Origin of the sequence: Streptomyces sp. NPDC005728, from assembly GCF_040630895.1 — a bacterium.
Lineage (GTDB): Bacteria > Actinomycetota > Actinomycetes > Streptomycetales > Streptomycetaceae > Streptomyces.
Genome location: NZ_JBEXYL010000063.1, coordinates 1 through 18,028, shown reverse-complemented (window position 1 = coordinate 18,028; position 18,028 = coordinate 1). Strand labels below are relative to the sequence as shown.

The following is an 18,028-nucleotide window of genomic DNA, read 5'->3' as shown; positions in this document are numbered from 1 at the left end:
CGCCCGGGGCGCGGTCAGTCCTCGCGCCGCGCCCTGGCCCCCGGGTCCGGCAGTGCCTTCGTCATCCCCGGCAGGAAGTCCGTGAACAGTTCGTGGACTTCGAGCACGAGGGGGCGCAGCACCCGGAAGCGGGCCAGGGCGACCCCGCGGGCGGTCAGCCGTGCCCCCCGCCGCGCCAGCCGGTAGCTGCGCTCGTATCCCTCGGTGCGGTCGAACACCCAGTACAGGACGAGGCCCATCTGCGAGAGCCACATCAACTCCGGCAGGACGTCCCGGAGTTCGGGTGCCACCTTGGACTTGGACCCGGCCAGTACCTCGCGGTGGACGCTGATGGCCTGCTCGCGGGCGTGCTCGCTCTCCGGGGAGAACGGGCTGAGCGGGCTGTCCGGGTCGGCTGCGTTCTTGAAGAACTGGACGGCGAACTCGTGGTACGGCCTGGCGATGTCCAGCCATGCGGTCAGCACGCCCGCGAGCCGCGCCTCCAGGTCGGTCTCCCGGTCCAGGACCTCCCGGACCGCCTCCTGGTGCTCGGTGGCGATCCGGTCGTAGAAGCCCTGGATCAGGTGCTCCTTGCCCGCGAAGTAGTAGTACGCGTTGCCGACGGAGACCCCTGCCTCCGTGGCGATGGCCCGCATGGTCGTCTTGTCGTAGCCGCGCTCCTGGAACAACCGCATCGCGGTCTCCAGGATCAGCGCGCGGGTCTGCTCGGACTTGGTCAGGGGACCGGCCTCGGGGCCGTCGTTCTTCGCGGGCACGGTAGGAGCCTAACCAGTGGCGCAGGCACCGCCGGAACAGGACGGCGGGTGATGACTCCAGCCCGTGCTCGGGTGGTACTGCCACCCCTCCGCGCGCTGGTACGACTGCCCGCCCCACTGCGTGCCCGGCCACTGCGCGCCCCGCCACTTCGCGGCCGCCAGCACCGCGCCCCGCGCCAGCTTCGCGCCGGCCGGAGTGCTCAGTCGGTGGGCCAGCGGACGGTGTTCGCGCAGGGCCCACAGGACGACGATCCAGGCGCGGGAGCCCCGGTAGACCTGACCGGAGTCGCCGATCACGGTGACCTCGTCGAGGGTGGCGGCGTGATCGAGCCCCGGGAAGCGCCCGCACGCCTCGGCCGACCCCGCCGGAACCAGCTCCAGCGGCACCAGTTGCGCCTGTCGTACGAGCCAGCCGCGCAGGTGCGTGCACAGGCCGCACTCGGCGTCGTACAGGACGGTGAGTCCGCGGACCGGAGCACCTGTGGCGCCCCGGTCCTGACCGACGGTCACGGCGGTCACGCCCCGACCGTCGGTGGCAGCCAGCCCTGCGGGTTCACCGGAGGCTGCTGCTCGCGCTCCATGATCCCGCGCCGCCGGATCCGGTTGAGCACGTACACGTTGCCCAGGTGCATCGCGCCGAGCACCAGCAGCACCACGCCGAGCTTGACCGACAGGACCTCGAAGATCGCCCGGGTGTCGCTGACGTCCGAGTTGTCGGTCAGGAACAGGGCCACGAAGCCGAGGTTGACGAGGTAGAAGCCGACCACCAGGAGGTGGCTGACGGCGTTGGCGAGCTTCTCGTTGCCGTGCAGCACGTCGGCGAGGAAGATCCGGCCGTTGCGGCTGAGCGTGCGGGCCACCCAGATGGTCAGCGCGATGCTGACGACCAGGTAGATGACGTAGGCGATGACGATGCGGTCCATGCGCCCCACCCCTTCTTGAACGCGTTCAAAACGCTGACAGGCATGACTGTAGACCTGCTTTTGAACGTGTTCAACTCAATAGAGGGAGTGGGGTGGTGAGGCCTTCGTCTCAGCTCCTGCGGCTCAACTCCGGGCGCTTGGTGTAGTCGGCGAAGCCGAGGATGTTGCCCCAGGGGTCGGCGATCTCGACGGTCCAGCCGGTGGCCACGGAGAACACCTCGTCCAGCAGCGCGATCCCGGCGGCGGCCAGCTCCCGTGCCGCGACCCGCGCGTCCGGCACCTCCAGCCACAGGCGCGGCGAGGGCCAGGCCGGCGGCCGGCGGCCCAGCCCGTCCTCGACGCGCAGGAGGATCCCGGGCGTCTCACCACCGACTTTCAGCAGGGCGATCCCGCCCTCGTCGAACCGGAACGCGACGGCGAACCCGGCCCGCTCGTAGAACCCGACGGCCTCACCGAGGTCCCCGACGGGCAGCAGCACGTTGTCGAATCCGAGCAGCTCGTACGACTGGTCATCTGACATACCGTCAGAGTAGGCCGGTGACCGCCCCGAACCGGTGATTTCCCGTGCGGGCCTGCGCTGTCGCGGGTCCCGGCCCGGCCGGGCGGGTCACACGTGGCTCAGCGACCGGGCGTAGTTGATCTGACCCATGATCGCCGGGAAGGTCTGCGGCCCGTGGGCCGGGATCATGGTCGAGTGGTGCCGTCCCCCGCTGGTCACGGTGACCTGGATGTAGCCCACGGTCCTCTTCTCCTTCATCAGCAGGAAGAACAGGCCGAGGAGGCAGAACAGGAAGAAGATGATCGCCAGCACGACGGCGTGCGTCGGGATCTTCTCCTCGGTGTGCGACATGTCGGTGGCGTTCCACATCGCGCCGCGCAGGGGGAGGGTGCCCGAGGGCGTGACGATCTGCTCGCCCATGACCGTGATGTCACCGATGGCCAGCATCGGGGTCCCGCCCGCGGGAACCGGAGCCGCCGGCTGCTCGGGGAAGCCGTACCCCTGCACGGGTGCCGGATACCCGTAGCCGGGCTGCACGGCGGGCGGCTGCGCGGGCGGGTGCCCCGGTCCCCACTGGCTCTCCCCGCCGCCCTGGTACGCCGTCGGCTCGGTCATGCTCGCGTCCCCCTTTTTTTCGGCAGCCGCCCCGGATCAGGCTGCCTCGATGTGGATCAGTGGCTCATCCTGCCACCCGCGCCCCGACAGGTGTCAGGAACGGGTGGCCCGGGCTGCTGCGGCGAGGGGCCGTTCCTCCCGGTACCGGAAGGAACGGCCCCTCGGGCCCAGCCAGAGTCTGCCGTCAGTAGCGACGCGTGATCAGCGCGCGCTTGACTTCCTGGATCGCCTTGGTGACCTCGATACCGCGAGGGCAGGCGTCCGTGCAGTTGAACGTCGTGCGGCAGCGCCACACGCCGTCCTTGTCGTTGAGGATCTCCAGGCGCTGCTCGCCCGCCTCGTCACGGCTGTCGAAGATGAAGCGGTGGGCGTTCACGATCGCGGCCGGACCGAAGTACTGGCCGTCGTTCCAGAACACCGGGCAGGAGGACGTGCAGGCCGCGCAGAGGATGCACTTCGTCGTGTCGTCGAAGCGCTCGCGGTCCTCGGCGGACTGCAGACGCTCGCGCGTCGGCTCGTTCGTGTCCTTGGTGACCAGGAACGGCATGACGTCCCGGTACGCCTGGAAGAACGGCTCCATGTCCACGACCAGGTCCTTCAGGACCGTCAGGCCCTTGATGGGCTCGACCGTGATCGGCTTCTCGGGGTTGATGTCCTTGATGAGGGTCTTGCAGGCAAGGCGGTTCTTGCCGTTGATCCGCATCGCGTCCGAACCGCAGATGCCGTGCGCGCAGGAGCGGCGGAAGGTCAGCGTGCCGTCGACGTCCCACTTGATCTTGTGGAGGCCGTCGAGGACGCGCTCCTTGGGGTCGATCTCCAGCTGGAAGTCTTCCCAGGTCGCCTCCGCCGCGACCTCCGGGTTGAAGCGGCGGACCCGGAAGGTGACCGTGATCAGGTGCGACGAGGCGGCGGCCTCCGCCTCCACCTTGTCCAGAACGGGGGTTCCCATCAGTACTTACGCTCCATCGGCTGGTAGCGGGTCTGGACGACCGGCTTGTAGTCGAGACGGACGGTTTCCGAGCCGTCGGCGCCGACCTCGCGGTACGCCATCGTGTGGCGCATGAAGTTGACGTCGTCCCGGTTCGGGTAGTCCTCGCGGTAGTGACCGCCGCGGGACTCCTTGCGGGCCAGGGCCGACACCGCCATGACCTCGGCCAGTTCGAGCAGGTTGCCCAGCTCGATGGCCTCCAGCAGGTCCGTGTTGAACCGCCTGCCCTTGTCCTGGATCGACACGTTCTTGTAGCGCTCGCGCAGCTCGGCGATCTTCTCGACCGCGGTCTTGATCGTCTGCTCGGTGCGGAACACCATGACGTTGGCGTCCATGGTCTCCTGCAGCTCGCGACGGATCGTGGCCACCCGCTCGTTGCCGGTGGCGTTGCGCAGCTGCTCGATCTGCTCGACGACGAGGGACTCCGGGTTCTCCGGCAGCTCGACGAAGTCGGCCGTGTGGGAGTACTCGGCGGCGGCGATGCCCGCGCGGCGCCCGAACACGTTGATGTCCAGCAGCGAGTTGGTGCCCAGGCGGTTGGCGCCGTGCACCGACACGCAGGCGACCTCGCCGGCCGCGTACAGACCCGGGACGACGGTGGTGTTGTCCGACAGGACCTCACCCTCGACGTTCGTCGGGATGCCGCCCATCGCGTAGTGCGCGGTCGGCTGGATCGGGATCGGGTCCGTGTACGGCTCGATGCCCAGGTACGTGCGCGCGAACTCCGTGATGTCCGGGAGCTTGGCGTCCAGCTGCTCCGGCGGGAGGTGCGTCAGGTCGAGGTAGACGTGGTCGCCCTCGGGACCGCAGCCGCGGCCCTCGCGGATCTCCGTGTAGATGGAGCGGGAGACGACGTCACGGGACGCGAGGTCCTTCATGACCGGCGCGTACTTCTCCATGAAGCGCTCGCCGTCCTTGTTGCGGAGGATGCCGCCCTCACCACGGGCGCCCTCCGTCAGCAGGATGCCCATGCGCCAGATGCCGGTCGGATGGAACTGGAAGAACTCCATGTCCTCCAGCGGCAGACCCCGGCGGTAGACGGCGGCCTGGCCGTCACCGGTCAGCGTGTGGGCGTTCGACGTCACCTTGAAGAACTTGCCGGTGCCGCCGGAGGCGTAGATGACGGCCTTCGCCTGGAAGATGTGGATCTCACCGGTGGCCAGCTCGTACGCCACCACACCGGCCGACTTCTTGACGCCGTCGACCTCGGTGATCAGCTGGTCCAGGACGTAGAACTCGTTGAAGAACTCCACGCCCTCCTTGACGCAGTTCTGGTAGAGCGTCTGGAGGATCATGTGGCCGGTGCGGTCCGCGGCGTAGCAAGACCGGCGGACCGGGGCCTCGCCGTGGTTGCGGGAGTGACCGCCGAACCGGCGCTGGTCGATGGTGCCGTTCGGGGTCCGGTTGAACGGCAGGCCCATCTTCTCCAGGTCGAGGACGGCGTCGATGGCCTCCTTCGCCAGGATCTCGGCGGCGTCCTGGTCGACCAGGTAGTCACCGCCCTTGACCGTGTCGAAGGTGTGCCACTCCCAGTTGTCCTCCTCCACGTTGGCGAGCGCGGCGGCCATGCCGCCCTGCGCGGCGCCCGTGTGGGAGCGGGTGGGGTAGAGCTTGGTCAGGACCGCGGTGCGGCTGCGCTTCGTCGACTCGATGGCCGCGCGCATGCCCGCACCGCCGGCGCCGACGATGACGGTGTCGTACTTGTGGATCTTCATGATTCTCGCAGCCCCGTGCCTAGCGGATGTTCGGGTCGAAGGTGAAGATCACCAGCGTGCCCAGCAGGATGGTGAACACCGTGGCGGTGTAGAGCAGGCCCTTGAGCCACAGCCGGGTGTTCGCGCGCTCCGCGTAGTCGTTGATGACGGTGCGCAGGCCGTTGGCGCCGTGCAGCATCGCCAGCCACAGCATCAGCAGGTCCCAGACCTGCCAGAACGGGGACGCCCAGCGGCCGGCCACGAAGGCGAAGCCGATCTTGGAGACACCGCCGTCCAGCACCAGCTGGATCAGCAGGTGGCCGAGGACGAGAACGACCAGCACGACGCCGGACAGGCGCATGAACAGCCAGGCCGCCATCTCGAAGTTGCCCCGCGTGGACTTCGGGGTCTTCTTGGTCCGCTTGCGCGGCGCCTCGATGAACGGGGCCGGGTTGTCGACCGTGTAGACGGGGGCGCCCTCGACGGGGCCGACTCCGGACACGGTGGTTTCAGTCGTGGACATGGGCGTCAGCTCCCGAGCAGAACACGAGCGGCGTGGCCGAGAACGGGGTAGATCGCCCCGGCCATCAGGACGACCCAGACGCCGACGACGGTCCAGAGCATCTGCTTCTGGTAGCGCGGGCCCTTCGACCAGAAGTCGACGGCGATGACGCGCAGGCCGTTGAGCGCGTGGAAGAGGATGGCGGCGACAAGGCCGTACTCCAGCAGCGCGACGACGGGCGTCTTGTACGTGGCTACGACCTTGTCGTAGTCCTCGGGGGAGACACGGACGAGTGCGGTGTCCAGCACGTGAACGAACAGGAAGAAGAAGATGAGGACGCCGGTGACTCGGTGAGCCACCCAGGACCACATTCCTTCCCGGCCGCGGTACAGCGTTCCAGCCGGCACGGAAGAACCCTCCGGGAGCGGGGATTAGGGCCGCGCCGGCTTCGGTGTCGGTCGGGCCCGGCCGGGTACGGTCCACCGGCCCCCAGCATCGTATCCATGCGGTGCGCTGCCGCTGACGGGGGGCCCGTTGGTGTGATCAAAGTGGCACCGGACGGGCTATTGCCGGGCGGCCGCGGGGGCGGGCTCATCGGTCATTTGCCGCGTGCGGGTGCGTTTGGGCTGGTCGCGCAGTTCCCCGCGCCCCTCAGGTTGGCTGCCAGTCTGCTTCTTGCAAGACGCCGTAGCTGCTCCGCCGCTGTCACCCGCTCCTCCTCGGGATCGTTTGTCAATCGTGATCGGATGCCTTCGAGGATGCGGTCCAGGCACTCCTCGGGCGGAGTGTCACCCAAATAGATGACGAACACATGACCGAAGCGGGCCTCGTACGCGGCATGTGCCGCGCTCAGCGCCGTATGCGCGGCCGAATACGTTCCGTCAGGCAGCTCGGGCAGCGACTCGCCCGCCAGGGCGGCCGACAGATCTCCCGGGGACAGGTCGTACGCCGCCTCGTCCGCTGCCGCCAGGAGGGAGTCCAGGTCGGGGTACGGACGGTGGGCCACGATGCGGCGGGACCAGCGCGGGCTGCGCAGGCAGGCGAGGAGCAGGGTGCGGGCCTCGCCGGCGGGTGCGGCGTTGAAGGCGTCCAGCGGCGTCGGGAGATACGGGAGACGGTGCGCAGGCAGCGTGGGTCCTCGCGTCACATGTGGCGTGGCAGGGGATGTGGTGAAAGGTGTGTCATCACGTTATCGAGAGTGGTCACTGTATGTCCGTCGGATGCCCGAATTTCACTCGGACGGGAGAGTTTCGGAACGTGTCGGTGACGCCTGATGCGCCGATCGGTCGTACGTTGTTTGAGTGAGCCAGCACAGGCGCCGTGCCTCGGCGCAGCAGGTCAGGCGGAAGCAGGCGGTCGTGGCCGTCACTTTCGTGGGGACCGTCGCGCTCGGCGTGGGCGTCGGCGTGTGGGCCTCGGCCGATGGCGGGAAACCGGCCCGGGGCACGGCACCGGCCTCGTCGGAACGTTCCTCCGGCGCCGCGAACGCGCAGGCCGCCGCGCCGAGGAGTCCCTCGCCCAGCCGGTCCTATCCGCTCTCCCAGGCACCGCGCACGATCCCCGCGGTGCGTTCCCACACCGCTGCGCACGGCCCCGGCTGGCGTCCGCAGCAGGGCGAGCGGGTGGTGGTGGGCGACCCGCAGCTGGCGGACGAGGGGCGGCTGCTGGCGGGCGAACTGGGGCTGGCGTACGCGGGGGAGAAGGACGACAGGCGGGCGGGTGACGTCCGGCTGGCGCTCGGGAGCGGGGGCGGGGGCGGGAACCCGGAGTCGTACACCATGACCGTCCGCGACGGGCGGGTCGACATCAGCGGGCCGGGCGACGCGGGCGTCTTCTACGGCACCCGCACCCTCAAGCAGGTGGTGCACAGCGGCGGTACGGCCCCGGAGGGCGTCGTACGCGACGAGCCCGCGAAGCCGGTGCGCGGCTTCATGCTCGACATCGCGCGCAAGCCGTACACCGCGTCCTGGATCGAGGACCGGATACGCGAGCTGGGGGACCTGAAGTTCAACGAACTGGGCCTGCACTTCTCCGACGACCAGGGCTTCCGGATCGAGTCCAGCAGCCATCCCGAGATCGTCTCCCAGGACCATCTGACCAAGGCGCAGGTCAAGCAGATCGTCGACCTGGCGGCAGCGCGGCACATCACCGTCGTGCCCGAGATCGACTCGCCCGGGCACCTGGGCGCTGTCATCGCCGTCCACCCCGACCTTCAGCTGCGCAACGTGAACGGGGTCGCGACGCGCGGCGCGATCGACATCTCCAACGGCGCCTCCGCGAAGATCGTCGACGATCTGCTCAACGAGTACGCCGGGCTCTTCACCGGCAACCAGTGGCACCTCGGCGGCGACGAGTACCAGGCACTGACCGTGGCGAACCCGCAGGCCTCCTATCCGCAGCTGGCGGCCGCCGCCCAGCAGAGGTTCGGCTCCGGCGCCACCGTCGCCGACCTCGCCACCGGCTGGCTGAACGACCGCGCCACCACCGTGCGCGCCCACGACAGGACCATGCGGGCCTGGAACGACGGCTTCTTCCGGAACACTTCGGTGCAGCCCGCCAAGGACCTCCAGGTGGCCTACTGGACCGGCAAGGAGATCGGCGCCCGGCCGCCGGCGGAGTACCTGAGCGCGGGCCGCAAGGTGATCAACTACAACGACGAGTTCCTCTACTACGTCCTGGGACAGCCGCAGACCTTCGTCTACCCGACCGGGCAGCGGATCTACGAGCAGTGGAACCCGCGGGTGCTGCGCGGCACCACCGCCGTACCGGCGAGCTACGAGGGGCAGATACTCGGCGGGTCCTTCGCGGTGTGGAGCGACCTCGCGAACTCGCAGACGCAGGACCAGGTCGCCGCCGGCATCCGGATGCCCCTGCGGGCCACCGTGCAGAAGCTGTGGGACCCGGGCACGCCCGAGCTGTCCTGGGCGCAGTTCAAGCAGCTGGCGGACCGGCTGGGCTGACCCGTTCGGGTGGACGTAGGGGGCCGATGAACCGTATCTTCCGCGTGCCGAAGCACATACAGGGGGACACCGGGGGGTCTCGATTCATGTCTGTTCCACGCTTGCGCTCGCCGCTCGGGCTCGGCCGGGCCACCATCGTGCTGCTCGGCCTGGTCGCCCTGACCGATCTGCTCGCCGTCGGGGCCGGTTTCGGTGTGTACCGGGTGGCGGACGAACTCGCGAGGGGTTCCGGCAACTTCGGCGCGGCTCTGACCGGGCGCGCCCACCAAGCCGACACCCTGTACACGGCGTCCGGGGTAGTGCAGACGGCGATGTGGCTGGTCTGCAGTGTGGTGTTCCTCGTCTGGCTCTACCGGGTGCGGGTGAACGCCGAGGTGTTCAGCCCGGACGGCCACAGCAAGGCGCGCGCCTGGGCGATCGCAGGCTGGGTCGTGCCGCTGGCGAACTTCTGGTACCCGCGCCGGGTCGTCCTGGACATCTGGGACGCGAGCGGCCCGGCGGGCGCTCGCCCGCGGCACGGGCTGATCAACCTCTGGTGGGCGCTGTGGCTCGTGTCCAGCCAGGTGGGCTGGCTCATGCAGAGGGCCTACGGCTCGGCGCACACCGTGGCCGACTTCCATGAAGCCGCGCTGGAGGTGATGATCTCGGACGCCGTCGACATCGTGGCCGCCGGGCTTGCCGTCCTCGTCGTACTGCGGCTGACCCGCATGCAGCACGAGAAGGCCCTCGCCGGCCCGATCCTCGTTCCGGCTCTTGGCTGAAAACCCACTTCTGTGACACTCTCTCGCCGTCGCACGCAGTAAGGGGAAGTGCGGGCTCCGTAAAGGCGGCGCCCTGGCGAGGGAGGCTTTCATGAGCCTGGTGGAACTGATCGCTCAGGCCGACGAACGCGGACTGGCTGCCAGTGGGCTGGCTTGTTTGGATCGATGTGTGCCGCTGCTCGGCGGTGACGACGAGGTGCTGCGCCCGATGTGGGCGAGCATCGCCGACGGCTCCGAGTGGACTGCCGGCCTGGAGAAGGCGCGCGGCGCGCTCGGTCCGGCACAGGCCGGTGAGGACGAGGCCGAGCATCTCGCCCACCGCATGCTGGACGCGGCCCCGGTCGAACGCACCGCCGAGGCGATACGGTCCTGGGCCGACGCCTGCTCCGTCGCCTCCCTGCGCATCCACCGGCTCCTCGACCCGGCCGCGGGCGACGGCTCGTCGGCCGACGGCCTGGAGGCCGGGCGCGCGGGCGGCGCCGCGGAGGTGTCCCCGCTGGTTGCCGCCGAGCTGCGCCGCCAGGTCGTCGTTCTGGAACTCCTCGCCGAGCACGGCACGAACGGGCTGCGCCGCGCCCTCGACGTCTCGGTCGAGGGCCGCCGGGTGCTGCAGGCGGTGGTGTCCCGCCGGGCCCGCAGCCGCGGGTGACCGGATTTCAAACCCCCGCTTCTGGGCGAGTCCTGTGACCGTCGTGCGGCGGCGGTGGGGCGGTGCTGCGCCGGTTGGGGAAACGGGCCGGATTCGCGTGACGGATACCCGGCCGCGCTCGCTCTTCCCTATGTGACAGCGCAGTACGTGACAGCACAGGAGACCAGGCCGCACGCCGCGGCGAAGCCCGTCCGGTGGGCGGCCGACGCGGTGGCGACCATGCGCGAGGGTGCGCGGGTGCGGCTCGACTACACGGCCCAGAGCCTGTGGCGGGTGGACCGGATGATCGAGGAGATACGGCGCGAGGGAGCGCCGTACGAGGCGGTGGAGAGCGTGCTGCGCGGCTTCGGCGCCTACGCCGGCGAGGTCGTCGTCCGCCAGACCGGCGCCGAGTGGTGGGCGACCGGCGGGGAGCACTGGATCCGCACGACCGACGGCCGGCTGTGGGACCCCATGGCCGAGGCCCGCCGCTGCTTCGCCGGAAACGGCTCGCTGCGCCTGCTGTGCCGGGACGCGACCGCCGCCGGCTGACCCACCCGCCGCCGGGCGGTGGCCCGAGGGGCCCGGCGGTCGAGGTCCCGGGCCTCCCTGTGACACTTCTGTGAGGCCCGGCGCTGATGGCCTTGGAGGGCGTGGACACGGCCGGAGCGTGTCGCCCGGTGAGGGATGCGGCCACACGTGGTGGCTACGAACTCGGTACGAACGAGGACAGTCTTGGGCCAGGGAGGGGAACCCCGTCGCCTGCAGGCGCACGACGGGGAGCTGGGCGCGGCCGTCGCGCGGGCCCAGGACGGTGACGAGAACGCTTTCGCGGTGGCCTACCGGATCGTGCAGCCGGGGCTCCTCGGCTATCTCCGCGGCCTCGTCGGGGACGACGCGGAGGACGTGGCCTCCGACGCCTGGCTGGAGATAGCCCGCGACCTCGGGCGGTTCCGCGGGGACGGCGCCGGGTTCCGCGGCTGGACCGCGACCATCGCCCGGCACCGGGCCCTGGACCACCTGCGCAGACAGCGGGTACGGCCCCGGGCGGCCGCGCTCGAACAGGACGTACTGGACCTGCCCGGACCGCACAGCACGTACGACCAGGCGCTGGAGACCCTCTCCACCGAGCGTGCCCTGGCCCTGGTCCGGGAACTGCCGCGGGACCAGGCCGAGGCCGTCCTGCTGCGGGTGGTCGTCGGCCTCGACGGCCCCTCCGTCGCGCGCGTCCTCGGCAAGCGCCCCGGCGCGGTCCGCACGGCCGCGTACCGGGGGCTGAAGCGGCTCGCCCGCCAGCTGGGTGTCGAGGGCGCGGCGGACACCGGGGACACAGGTGTGACGGATGACGGCTCCCGGACGCTGGGTGAGTCGAAATGAACGGTGACGACCGTCGTCCGTATGGATCTGAAAGAAACAGTGGGGCGGGACCCCCGGCGGATTCGAGCGGCCGGACGGGCTGGACTAGGAACGGAACGGACATGGGTGAACGGCACAGTGGCGACGGGTCCGGCCGTCGGCGCGCGCACCCTGGCGGCACCACTCTGGGACCGGCGCCGGCCGGCGGGGACGCCGAGTTCGAGCTGCGGTTCGCCGCCGCCCTTCGCAGGGACGCCACCGCGGACGGCATCGACTCCGAGGCCGAGCAGCGCGCCGTGGCCGCGTTCCGTGCCGTCCGAGACTCCGGGGCACACCGGACGCACACCCGGCGCCGGGACGACTGGCGGCCCCTGCCGAGCCGTACGAGGTTGTCGCTGAAGACCACGCTCTCCGTTTTCCTCGCCAGCGCCACGCTGGGCGGAGTCGCCTACGCCGAGATCGGCTCCGCCGGGTCCGGGGCGGACGCCGGCGACCGGCAGCGGGTCCACCCCTCCGCGAGCGCCCCGGAACGGTCGGCCACCGAGCCGACCGCGCCCGCGTCCACCGCACCGTCGGCACGCCCGGACCGTCCGGACACGGCCAAGGACACCCTGGCCCACTGCCGTGCCTATGAGCACGTCAAGGGCCGCGGCAAGGCCCTGGACTCGACCGCCTGGCAGCGGCTGGTCACGGCCGCGGGCGGCGAGGAGAAGGTCGCCGCCTACTGCGCCGCCCAGCTCGCGCGTACGAACGGTGCGAACGGTGTGAACGGCGCGAAAGATGCGAAAGATGCGAAAGATGCGGACGGCTCGAACGGCTCGACCGAAGACAAGGGTGACAAGTCGGACAACGGCGGCAGTACCGACAAAAAGGCCGCCGACCCCGAGAAGGTCGGCGGCAAGAAGTGACCCTGTCCACCCCCCGTCGGGTGCCAGGGCAACGGCCGGGGCCGCCACCCCCCACAGGAGAGGCCCCGGCCGTCGCGCTCACGAGCCGCGCGGCGGCCCGTACTTCCTACAGCGCCGTGAGTGCGTTTTCTGTCACACCCTGTCGGTGTCACGAGTTAGTTGCATCTTCTACAGACATGGACGCCGAACGGTTTCACGCCGTAACGTGCCTTTCGCGCCGACCGAAGACAGGCGTATAGGGAGTGCGGTGCTGGGGGACGACGCGGAGCTGACCGCCGCGGTGCGTGCGGCACAGGACGGGGACGAGACCGCGTTCCGTACGGTGTACCGCGCGGTGCAGCCGAGGCTGCTCGGATATGTGCGCACGCTGGTCGGAGACCCGGACGCGGAGGACGTCGCGTCCGAGGCCTGGCTGCAGATCGCCCGGGACCTCGACCGGTTCAGCGGCGACGCGGACAGGTTCCGCGGCTGGGCCGCCCGGATCGCCCGCAACCGCGCCCTGGACCACATGCGGATGCGCGCCCGCCGCCCCGCGATAGGCGGCGACGAGACCGAACTGACCGGCCGGGCAGCCGAGTCCGACACGGCCGGCGAGGCCATCGAGGCCCTGGCCACCGACAGCACCCTCTCCCTCATCGCCCGACTCCCGCAGGACCAGGCCGAAGCGGTCGTGCTGCGTGTGGTGGTGGGCCTCGACGCCAAGTCCGCGGCCGAGACGCTCGGCAAGCGCGCCGGCGCCGTACGCACCGCCGCGCACCGGGGCCTGAAGCGGCTGGCCGAGCTGCTCGGCGACGATCCGGAATCGGCCGGCGGGCTCGACGCGCTCCCGCCCCAGCGAGAACCGCGCGGCCGTGCGGTGACGTCCGCCACTGTGACGCATACGCGTGCGCGGACGCAGAAGGACATGTGATGGCCGACGAGCAGTACAAGTGGCTTACCAAAGAAACGGCGGAACGTCTGCTGCGCGGTGAGTCGCTGGAAGCCGTCGACGAACCTTCCCCTGACCAGGCGAAACGCTTGGTCGATGCGCTGGGCGCCCTCGCCACCGAGGCGGCGCCCGCGACTGGTGAACTTCCTGGCGAGCAGGCCGCGCTGGCCGCGTTCCGCAAGGCCCGCGAGGCCCGCGATGCGGCCGCCGCCGAGCGGACCGCCGCCGCGCCCGGCGACGACACCTCCGCCGGCCGCTCCGGCCTCCTCGCCCACGGCTCCGACGCCGGACTGGTCCGCATCGGTGCGCCGCCCCGTAACGGAACCCGCTCCCGCCGGCCGCACTGGGCCCGCCCGGTGCGCCTCGCGCTGGCCGCGGCGGTCGCCGCGGGCACGCTCGGCGGGGTCGCCATGGCCACCGGCAGCGGAGTCCTGCCGCTCCCGTTCCACCACGATCGCCCGGATCCCGGTGCCTCCGTCTCGGCCCAGACCTCCGGACAGCCGCTCGTCTCGCCCTCCCCGCAGTCCCCCCAGGGCATCCGCCCGAGCACGGACACCCCGCTCGGCGGCACGAGCGGGTCCCTCACCGGTGCCCCCTCCGGGCAGGCCACCGGACCGGACCAGGGTGCCGCGCCCGGCTCCGGCGCTCCCTCCGGGTCCGCCGGCACCTGGTGGCAGGTCGCCACCGAGGCCTGCCGCGACCTGCGGGACGGCAGGGAGCTGGGCACCGACCGCAAGCGGGCCCTGGAGGGCCTGGCGGGCGGCTCCACGCGGGTGACCGTCTACTGCAAGTCCGTCCTGGCGGGCCAGTCCGCCTACGGCAGCCAGGGCAAGGGCACCGGCGAGGACGGCAAGCACGGCAAGGACGGCAAGCACGGCAAGGGCGGCGGAAAAGGCAAGGGCAAGGGCGAGGACGAGGGGGACGGCAAGGGCAAGGGCGGTGACGACGACGGTCACCCGGGCCGGGGTCACGGTCACGGTCGTCACGGCCGCGGTCACGACGGCCGCGGTCACGACCGCCACGAGCGGGACGGCCTCGCCTCCGCCGCACCCTCGGCCCTCGTGACCCGGTCCCCGGGCGGGCACGCGAACGCGCCGGCGCCCTCGCCGAGCCCCTCGTACAGCGCGCTCTGACTCCTCTCACCTCTCTGACCTGCGGTTTTGTAAACCGCGAAAATTTTTCCGCGAGAGGTGTGACGTTTTGAGCCCGCGCAACGCAGTACTGAGTGAGCCGACTGGTCATCGGCCGTCGCACTGAGCCGGGGTTCCCCCCGTACCCGTGGCTCGTGCACCTGGCGCGGGCGGGACACGTTCCCCCGGTCCCGCCCGCGCCCTGCAAACTCACCAGGAGACGACGACCTTGTCGCCGATCCTCACCTGCGCGAACAGCTCCGCGATCGCCGCCTCGTCCCGCACGTTGACGCACCCGTGCGAACCGCCCGCGTAGCCGCGCGCCGCGAAGTCGTAGGAGTAGTGCACCGCCTGGCCGCCGCTGAAGAACATCGCGTACGGCATCGGGGAGTGGTAGAGCGTCGACACATGGTGCCGTGACTTCCAGTAGACGCGGAACACACCCTCGCGCGTGGGGGTGTACTGCGTGCCGAAGCGGACGGACACCGTCTCGACCGTGCGCCCGTCGATCATCCAGCGCAGCGTCCGGGTGGTCTTGTCGATGCACAGCACCCGGCCGGTCAGACAGCGCGCATCGGGTGCGGCGGCCGGCTGGCCACCCATCAGATACAGCTCCCACCGGTCCGGCGCGTGCGTCATGGCCAGCAGTCGCTGCCACGTGACGGTGTCCAGCTCGCCGGTCCGCGGCAGCCCGCGCTTGCCCTGGAAGCCCCTGACGGCCTGCTCGGTCAGATCGTCGTACGTCCCCGTCGGCCCGTCGAACAGCCAGGCGACCTGGCGGAGGCGGGCCTGTAGTTCGCGGACCCCCGAGCCGCTGTTCCCGCGCGACCACAGCACCCGGGGCGCGGGCGCGGCGGGCTCGGCGGCGGGGGTGCTCTCGGCCGTACGGGTGGGTTCGGGAGCGTGGCTGGAGGGCAGCTGGATCTGCACCGGCAGGCGGTGCTTGCCGTCGTCGCCCGGGGGCTGCACGGTGCAGCCGCAGAGCGCGGCGAGGGCGGCGACCGAGACGAGTACGACGGCAGGTCTCCCCGGGATCCTCATGCCGGTGATGCTTCCCCGCGTGACCGCCGCCGAACTACGGGGCATGGTGAGGGGGGACAGAACGTACTGCGGAGGCATCCATGGCGCGTGAGTCGGAGTCGGGACTGCCGATCGAGCCGGTCTACGGGCCGGCGGACCTGACCGGCTGGGACCCGGCCCGGAAGCTGGGCGAACCGGGGGCGTACCCGTACACCCGCGGGGTGTACCCGACCATGTACACCGGCCGGCCCTGGACCATGCGCCAGTACGCCGGTTTCGGCACGGCGGCGGAGTCCAACGCCCGCTACCGGCAGCTGATCGCGCACGGCACCACCGGCCTGTCCGTCGCCTTCGACCTGCCCACCCAGATGGGTCACGACTCCGACGCGCCCCTCGCGCACGGCGAGGTCGGCAAGGTGGGCGTGGCGATCGACTCGGTCGAGGACATGCGGGTGCTGTTCGACGGCATCCCGCTGGACCGGGTCTCCACCTCGATGACGATCAACGCCCCGGCGGCCCTGCTGCTCCTCCTCTACCAGCTGGTCGCGGAGGAACAGGGCGTTCCGGCGGACCGCCTGACCGGCACCGTCCAGAACGACGTCCTGAAGGAGTACATCGCGCGGGGAACGTACATCTTCCCGCCGAAGCCCTCCCTCCGTCTGACCGCCGACATCTTCAAGTACTGCACCGCCGAGATCCCGAAGTGGAACACGATCTCGATCTCCGGCTACCACATGGCCGAGGCGGGTGCGTCCCCCGCACAGGAGATCGCGTTCACCCTCGCCGACGGCATCGAGTACGTCCGTACGGCGGTGGCGGCCGGCATGGACGTGGACGACTTCGCCCCCCGGCTGTCCTTCTTCTTCGTGGCCCGTACGACGCTGCTGGAGGAGGTCGCCAAGTTCCGTGCGGCCCGCAGGATCTGGGCGCGGGTGATGCGGGAGGACTTCGGCGCGCGGAACCCGAAGTCCTGGATGCTGCGCTTCCACACCCAGACGGCGGGGGTCGAGCTGACGGCCCAGCAGCCCGAGGTGAACCTGGTCCGGGTCGCGGTGCAGGCCCTCGGGGCCGTACTGGGCGGCACCCAGTCCCTGCACACCAACTCCTTCGACGAGGCGATCGCGCTGCCGACGGAGAAGAGCGCGCGCCTGGCACTGCGCACCCAGCAGGTGCTGGCGTACGAGACGGACGTACCGGCGACGGTGGACCCCTTCGCGGGCTCCTACGCGGTCGAGAGGATGACGGACGACGTCGAGGCGGCCGCCCTGGACCTGATGCGGAGGGTCGAGGACCTGGGTGGCGCGGTGGCCGCGATCGAGCAGGGTCTCCAGAAGCAGGAGATCGAGCGCAACGCGTACCGCATCGCCCGGGAGACGGATGCCGGCGAGCGGGTGGTCGTGGGCGTCAACCGCTTCCAGCTGGACGCGGAGGAGCCGTACCAGCCCCTCCGTGTGGACCCGGCGATCGAGGCCCGGCAGACGGAGCGCCTGGCCGTGCTGCGGGCCGGGCGGGACCGGGGCGCGGTGGCCTCGGCCCTGGCCGCCCTGAAGAAGGCGGCCGAGGGCGAGGACAACGTCCTGTATCCGATGCGGGAGGCGCTGCGGGCGCGGGCGACGGTCGGGGAGGTGTGCACCGCGCTGCGGGAGGTGTGGGGGAGCCATGTGCCTTCGGACGCGTTCTGAGCGCCTGCGCCGGAGTCGATGTCGTACTCCCGTGCGACACTCCTTCTCATGTTCGGCGTCATCGATCTCCCCACCTACCTGGCAGGTCTCGTCCTGATCGTCCTGCTGCCCGGTCCCAACTCGCTGTACGTGCTCTCCGTCGCCGCCCGCCGCGGCGTGCGGGCGGGGTACACCGCCGCCGCCGGGGTGTGGTGCGGGGACACCGTGCTGATGACGCTGTCCGCCGCCGGGGTCGCCTCGCTGCTGCAGGGGAACGCCGTGCTGTTCGGGATCGTGAAGTACGCCGGTGCCGGATACCTGACCTGGCTGGCGATCGGGATGCTGCGGGCCGCGCGGGGGATGTGGCGGAACCGGCGGGAACAGTCCGCCGAGGAGGTCGTACCCGTCGCGTCGGCGGAGGAGCGGCCCTTTCGCCGGGCCCTCGTCGTCAGCCTCTTCAACCCCAAGGCGATCCTCTTCTTCGTCGCCTTCTTCGTCCAGTTCGTGGACCCGGGGTACGCCTACCCGGCCCTCTCCTTCGTCGTCCTCGGCGCCTTCGCGCAGGTGGCCAGCTTTCTGTACCTGAGCGCGCTGATATTCGGCGGCACCCGCCTGTCCGCCGCCTTCCGCCGCCGCAGGCGTCTGTCGGCGACGGCCACCTCGGCGGCGGGGGCCCTGTTCCTCGGGTTCGCGGTGAAGC

General features: G+C 70.8%; 21 protein-coding genes. 10 read left to right on the top strand and 11 right to left on the bottom strand.

All coding sequences use genetic code 11. The features are described 5' to 3' along the window. Window positions 1-14 precede the first annotated feature (14 nt). The 10 genes from ABZ471_RS32565 to ABZ471_RS32520 all read right to left on the bottom strand — a co-directional run bounded on the left by ABZ471_RS32565 (window position 15) and on the right by ABZ471_RS32520 (window position 7,123). A complete protein-coding gene (locus ABZ471_RS32565; RefSeq protein WP_359071491.1) occupies window positions 15-755 on the bottom strand; it encodes a TetR family transcriptional regulator in 741 nt (246 codons plus the stop codon). A gap of 9 nt (window positions 756-764) precedes the next feature. Then, window positions 765-1,274 carry a DUF393 domain-containing protein gene (locus tag ABZ471_RS32560; protein ID WP_359071489.1) on the bottom strand — a complete coding sequence of 170 codons (510 nt, stop codon included), beginning with the start codon at window positions 1,272-1,274 and terminating at the stop codon, window positions 765-767. After that, window positions 1,271-1,678 carry a hypothetical protein gene (locus ABZ471_RS32555; protein ID WP_359071488.1) on the bottom strand — a complete coding sequence of 136 codons (408 nt, stop codon included), beginning with the start codon at window positions 1,676-1,678 and terminating at the stop codon, window positions 1,271-1,273. The genes ABZ471_RS32560 and ABZ471_RS32555 overlap by 4 nt, the downstream gene beginning before the upstream one ends. Window positions 1,679-1,787: 109 nt before the next feature. Next, on the bottom strand, window positions 1,788-2,198 hold the full coding sequence (locus tag ABZ471_RS32550; RefSeq protein ID WP_359071486.1) for a VOC family protein: 411 nt from the start codon (window positions 2,196-2,198) through the stop codon (window positions 1,788-1,790). Between the two features lie 87 nt (window positions 2,199-2,285). Then, window positions 2,286-2,792 (bottom strand): hypothetical protein, encoded by a 507-nt coding sequence (locus tag ABZ471_RS32545; protein WP_359071484.1) that lies wholly within the window; start codon window positions 2,790-2,792, stop codon window positions 2,286-2,288. 184 nt (window positions 2,793-2,976) lie between these two features. After that, entirely contained in the window at window positions 2,977-3,741 is a 765-nt protein-coding gene (locus tag ABZ471_RS32540; protein ID WP_359071483.1) for a succinate dehydrogenase iron-sulfur subunit, read from the bottom strand. After that, the gene (gene sdhA, locus ABZ471_RS32535; protein WP_359071482.1) at window positions 3,741-5,495 is read right to left on the bottom strand and encodes a succinate dehydrogenase flavoprotein subunit; all 1,755 of its coding nucleotides are present in this window, start codon (window positions 5,493-5,495) and stop codon (window positions 3,741-3,743) included. The genes ABZ471_RS32540 and sdhA overlap by 1 nt, the downstream gene beginning before the upstream one ends. Window positions 5,496-5,514: 19 nt before the next feature. Next, window positions 5,515-5,997, bottom strand: a complete 483-nt coding sequence (locus tag ABZ471_RS32530; RefSeq protein WP_359071480.1) for a succinate dehydrogenase hydrophobic membrane anchor subunit — start codon at window positions 5,995-5,997, stop codon at window positions 5,515-5,517. Window positions 5,998-6,002: 5 nt separating this feature from the next. Further along, window positions 6,003-6,383, bottom strand: a complete 381-nt coding sequence (sdhC, locus tag ABZ471_RS32525) for a succinate dehydrogenase, cytochrome b556 subunit (RefSeq protein WP_359071478.1) — start codon at window positions 6,381-6,383, stop codon at window positions 6,003-6,005. 191 nt (window positions 6,384-6,574) lie between these two features. Beyond that, window positions 6,575-7,123: a 2-oxo-4-hydroxy-4-carboxy-5-ureidoimidazoline decarboxylase gene (locus tag ABZ471_RS32520; protein WP_359071476.1), complete on the bottom strand. Its 549-nt coding sequence runs from the start codon at window positions 7,121-7,123 to the stop codon at window positions 6,575-6,577. A 154-nt stretch (window positions 7,124-7,277) separates the two neighbouring features. Here ABZ471_RS32520 and ABZ471_RS32515 point away from each other — a divergent pair, with 154 nt between their 5' ends. The 8 genes from ABZ471_RS32515 to ABZ471_RS32480 all read left to right on the top strand — a co-directional run bounded on the left by ABZ471_RS32515 (window position 7,278) and on the right by ABZ471_RS32480 (window position 14,650). Then, complete coding sequence (locus ABZ471_RS32515) at window positions 7,278-8,936, top strand: glycoside hydrolase family 20 protein (RefSeq protein WP_359071474.1); 1,659 nt, start codon at window positions 7,278-7,280, stop codon at window positions 8,934-8,936. An 86-nt stretch (window positions 8,937-9,022) separates the two neighbouring features. Then, on the top strand, window positions 9,023-9,697 hold the full coding sequence (locus ABZ471_RS32510; RefSeq protein WP_359071472.1) for a DUF4328 domain-containing protein: 675 nt from the start codon (window positions 9,023-9,025) through the stop codon (window positions 9,695-9,697). A gap of 91 nt (window positions 9,698-9,788) precedes the next feature. Continuing rightward, window positions 9,789-10,346, top strand: a complete 558-nt coding sequence (locus tag ABZ471_RS32505) for a hypothetical protein (RefSeq protein WP_359071471.1) — start codon at window positions 9,789-9,791, stop codon at window positions 10,344-10,346. Window positions 10,347-10,493: 147 nt separating this feature from the next. Continuing rightward, window positions 10,494-10,877, top strand: coding sequence for a hypothetical protein (locus tag ABZ471_RS32500; protein WP_359071470.1), 384 nt, complete (start codon window positions 10,494-10,496; stop codon window positions 10,875-10,877). Between the two features lie 183 nt (window positions 10,878-11,060). Beyond that, window positions 11,061-11,702 (top strand): RNA polymerase sigma factor, encoded by a 642-nt coding sequence (locus ABZ471_RS32495; RefSeq protein ID WP_359071469.1) that lies wholly within the window; start codon window positions 11,061-11,063, stop codon window positions 11,700-11,702. Window positions 11,703-11,803: 101 nt separating this feature from the next. Continuing rightward, on the top strand, window positions 11,804-12,589 hold the full coding sequence (locus ABZ471_RS32490) for a hypothetical protein (protein ID WP_359071467.1): 786 nt from the start codon (window positions 11,804-11,806) through the stop codon (window positions 12,587-12,589). 247 nt (window positions 12,590-12,836) lie between these two features. After that, window positions 12,837-13,499, top strand: coding sequence for an RNA polymerase sigma factor (locus tag ABZ471_RS32485; RefSeq protein WP_359071465.1), 663 nt, complete (start codon window positions 12,837-12,839; stop codon window positions 13,497-13,499). Continuing rightward, complete coding sequence (locus ABZ471_RS32480) at window positions 13,499-14,650, top strand: hypothetical protein (RefSeq protein WP_359071463.1); 1,152 nt, start codon at window positions 13,499-13,501, stop codon at window positions 14,648-14,650. The genes ABZ471_RS32485 and ABZ471_RS32480 overlap by 1 nt, the downstream gene beginning before the upstream one ends. A gap of 207 nt (window positions 14,651-14,857) precedes the next feature. On the opposite strand, the gene ABZ471_RS32475 is transcribed toward ABZ471_RS32480, so the two are convergent. After that, window positions 14,858-15,688, bottom strand: coding sequence for a L,D-transpeptidase family protein (locus ABZ471_RS32475; protein ID WP_359071461.1), 831 nt, complete (start codon window positions 15,686-15,688; stop codon window positions 14,858-14,860). Between the two features lie 80 nt (window positions 15,689-15,768). Here ABZ471_RS32475 and ABZ471_RS32470 point away from each other — a divergent pair, with 80 nt between their 5' ends. After that, window positions 15,769-17,349, top strand: a complete 1,581-nt coding sequence (locus ABZ471_RS32470; protein WP_359071459.1) for a methylmalonyl-CoA mutase family protein — start codon at window positions 15,769-15,771, stop codon at window positions 17,347-17,349. Window positions 17,350-17,397: 48 nt separating this feature from the next. Continuing rightward, on the top strand, window positions 17,398-18,028 hold a 631-nt coding region (gene leuE, locus ABZ471_RS32465), incomplete at its 3' end, for a leucine efflux protein LeuE (protein ID WP_359071457.1).

What these genes read in the sequence shown, in the direction of transcription:
- ABZ471_RS32555 (WP_359071488.1), bottom strand. Translation starts at nt 1,678, where the DNA reads ATGGACCGCATCGTCATCGCCTACGTCATCTACCTGGTCGTCAGCATC.
- ABZ471_RS32550 (WP_359071486.1), bottom strand. Translation starts at nt 2,198, where the DNA reads ATGTCAGATGACCAGTCGTACGAGCTGCTCGGATTCGACAACGTGCTG.
- ABZ471_RS32545 (WP_359071484.1), bottom strand. Translation starts at nt 2,792, where the DNA reads ATGACCGAGCCGACGGCGTACCAGGGCGGCGGGGAGAGCCAGTGGGGA.
- ABZ471_RS32540 (WP_359071483.1), bottom strand. Translation starts at nt 3,741, where the DNA reads ATGGGAACCCCCGTTCTGGACAAGGTGGAGGCGGAGGCCGCCGCCTCG.
- sdhA (WP_359071482.1), bottom strand. Translation starts at nt 5,495, where the DNA reads ATGAAGATCCACAAGTACGACACCGTCATCGTCGGCGCCGGCGGTGCG.
- ABZ471_RS32530 (WP_359071480.1), bottom strand. Translation starts at nt 5,997, where the DNA reads ATGTCCACGACTGAAACCACCGTGTCCGGAGTCGGCCCCGTCGAGGGC.
- ABZ471_RS32510 (WP_359071472.1), top strand. Translation starts at nt 9,023, where the DNA reads ATGTCTGTTCCACGCTTGCGCTCGCCGCTCGGGCTCGGCCGGGCCACC.
- ABZ471_RS32505 (WP_359071471.1), top strand. Translation starts at nt 9,789, where the DNA reads ATGAGCCTGGTGGAACTGATCGCTCAGGCCGACGAACGCGGACTGGCT.
- ABZ471_RS32490 (WP_359071467.1), top strand. Translation starts at nt 11,804, where the DNA reads ATGGGTGAACGGCACAGTGGCGACGGGTCCGGCCGTCGGCGCGCGCAC.
- ABZ471_RS32480 (WP_359071463.1), top strand. Translation starts at nt 13,499, where the DNA reads ATGGCCGACGAGCAGTACAAGTGGCTTACCAAAGAAACGGCGGAACGT.
- ABZ471_RS32475 (WP_359071461.1), bottom strand. Translation starts at nt 15,688, where the DNA reads ATGAGGATCCCGGGGAGACCTGCCGTCGTACTCGTCTCGGTCGCCGCC.
- ABZ471_RS32470 (WP_359071459.1), top strand. Translation starts at nt 15,769, where the DNA reads ATGGCGCGTGAGTCGGAGTCGGGACTGCCGATCGAGCCGGTCTACGGG.